Origin of the sequence: Desulfovibrio sp. 1214_IL3152 (assembly GCF_036763055.1) — a bacterium.
In the GTDB taxonomy this organism is placed as follows: Bacteria; Desulfobacterota; Desulfovibrionia; order Desulfovibrionales; family Desulfovibrionaceae; genus Desulfovibrio.
In genome coordinates this window covers 1-1,905 of record NZ_JBAIYW010000068.1, presented here as the reverse complement: position 1 = coordinate 1,905, position 1,905 = coordinate 1, and the positions used below count along the sequence as shown (strand labels likewise).

General features: G+C 59.6%; 1 protein-coding gene and 1 pseudogene. Both read right to left on the bottom strand.

The features are described from left to right. A pseudogene (locus V6C07_RS01310) lies at nucleotides 1–219 on the bottom strand (flagellar export protein FliJ); the annotation flags it as partial. Nucleotides 220–563: 344 nt separating this feature from the next. After that, nucleotides 564–1,364 carry a bifunctional hydroxymethylpyrimidine kinase/phosphomethylpyrimidine kinase gene (gene thiD, locus V6C07_RS01305; RefSeq protein ID WP_333534592.1) on the bottom strand — a complete coding sequence of 267 codons (801 nt, stop codon included), beginning with the start codon at nucleotides 1,362–1,364 and terminating at the stop codon, nucleotides 564–566. Nucleotides 1,365–1,905: the final 541 nt, after the last annotated feature.

The following is a 1,905-nucleotide window of genomic DNA, read 5'->3' as shown; positions in this document are numbered from 1 at the left end:
CCCTTTGGCGTACTGCTCGCGCAGCCAGCGTTCGGGCGCGTCCATAAGGGCCGCGCTCATAAGACCGTCTTCGGCCCGGCGCAGTTCTTCCCTGACGTGTTCAAGACGCTCGCGGGCCTCGGCCAGCCGGGCCTGCTGAACGGCCAGATTTACCTTGGCTTCTTCTTCCAGCTGTTCCCGGTAGTCCAGAACTTTTTGCATTTTGAAACGAAAGGCCACGCGCACACCGCCTTGATTTTGACGCCGTACAGCATCTATAATTCAATATATTGCAAACAGCGGGCCAAGCCCGCTGTTTACTGTCGTGACGGGATGCACCGGCCTTGTGCGTCATGGTACAAAAAACGCGGCCTGTCGCCGTGTCATGGTCAGGCGCTGTCGCCCGTGAAGTGTCCCGGCGTTTTTGCCCTTGACGGATGCCTGTTTGGCATCGCTATTTTTGAGCATTGTTATTTTCAAATTGCTCTGGGCTGCGTGAGCAAGCGCAATTTATCTGCGCTGTTAAGCGCCGAAGCGAGCGTGCCGTAAGCTTTGAGAATGCCCATTCTCAAGGCTGATTTGCCTTAAAGGTTCAGCCCGGCCGAATGGTTGACCGGCCCACACCCGCTGCCGGGGCTGTAACTGCGGCGCAGGGCAAGGTTGAGGAATTCCTGGGCGCGGGTCACCGCCACCAGCAGGGGCAGGCCCTTGCCGAGGCCGGTGGCAATGGCGGCCGAAAGGGTGCAGCCCGTGCCGTGATTGTTGGCGGTTTCTACCTTGGCCTGCGGCAGATGCTTGGGAGCCTCACCCGCCACGCACAGACAGTCGGTAACAACCACATTGCTTTCCATATGACCGCCCTTGATAAGAACGGCCCGCGCGCCCATCTGCAGCAGTTTTTCACCGGCGGCGGCGGCATCGTCAAGATTGTCGATGGTCATGCTGGTGAGCATTTCCGCTTCGGGCCTGTTGGGCGTCAACAGGTCGCAGCCGGGCAGGATTTCCTGCACAAGCGCCTTGACCGCGTCTTCCTGCAAAAGCACGCTGCCGCTCTGGCTTATGGAAACCGGGTCTACCACAAGCGGAAAATCACGCTTGCGCAACAGGGGGGCAATGGCCTTGATGATGGGCGCTGAAAACAGCATGCCTGTTTTCGCGGCCGCCACAGGAAAGCCGTCAAGCACGGTGCAGAGCTGCAAAGCTACAAAATCCGGGTCCGGGGCGTGTATGCCCGTGACGCCCAGGCCGTTCTGGGCAGTGAGAGCGGCAATGACGCTCATGCCGTAGCCGCCCATAGCCATGATGGTTTTCAGGTCGGCCTGAATGCCCGCGCCGCCGCCGGAATCGGAACCGGCGATTGTCAGTATGTTGGGAGGAGTCAGCATCTTGCCCTCTGTGTATGATTTTAGTGAGCCGGGCATACTATAGCCTTCCCTGTTGTCTGATGCAATGTGCGGCCTGTGCCTCACGTCGTATGACCGTGCGGCGGATCGGCCTCCAGGCATTACGGGGGTGGGGAACCATCAAGGCAGGCAGCATGCCGGTTGTCATACCAACGGTCATGCCAGCCTGCCCGCCTGTCAGCCAGACGCGAACCGAGCCTTGAGCTTTTGACAGGCTCCGCCGGTTTGTGGCCGGTGGGTGCACGTCCTTTTTGCGGTTGCCCGCGCCGGGACCGTTGCCGCGTCAGTTGCACGGCAGCCACATGTCTGGAAAAAGTCTTCACAGCCCCATAAAGCGATGCTAGCATCGGCCAAGCGGTTTGAGCGCCACAGGAAAGCCGTGTCCGCCCTGTGCTTTTTTGGCGGGATTTCCTGCTTTACATGTATAACGCTCTGCGCGCCGCCGTAAAGGAGTTGCGCATGAAACTGGATAAAAAACAGCCCGGCGTGCCGGGCATAGTCAATCTGCCCGAACCTGCCCCCA

Coding starts and splice junctions, on each gene's coding strand:
- thiD (WP_333534592.1), bottom strand. CDS start 1,364: ATGCTGACTCCTCCCAACATACTGACAATCGCCGGTTCCGATTCCGGC.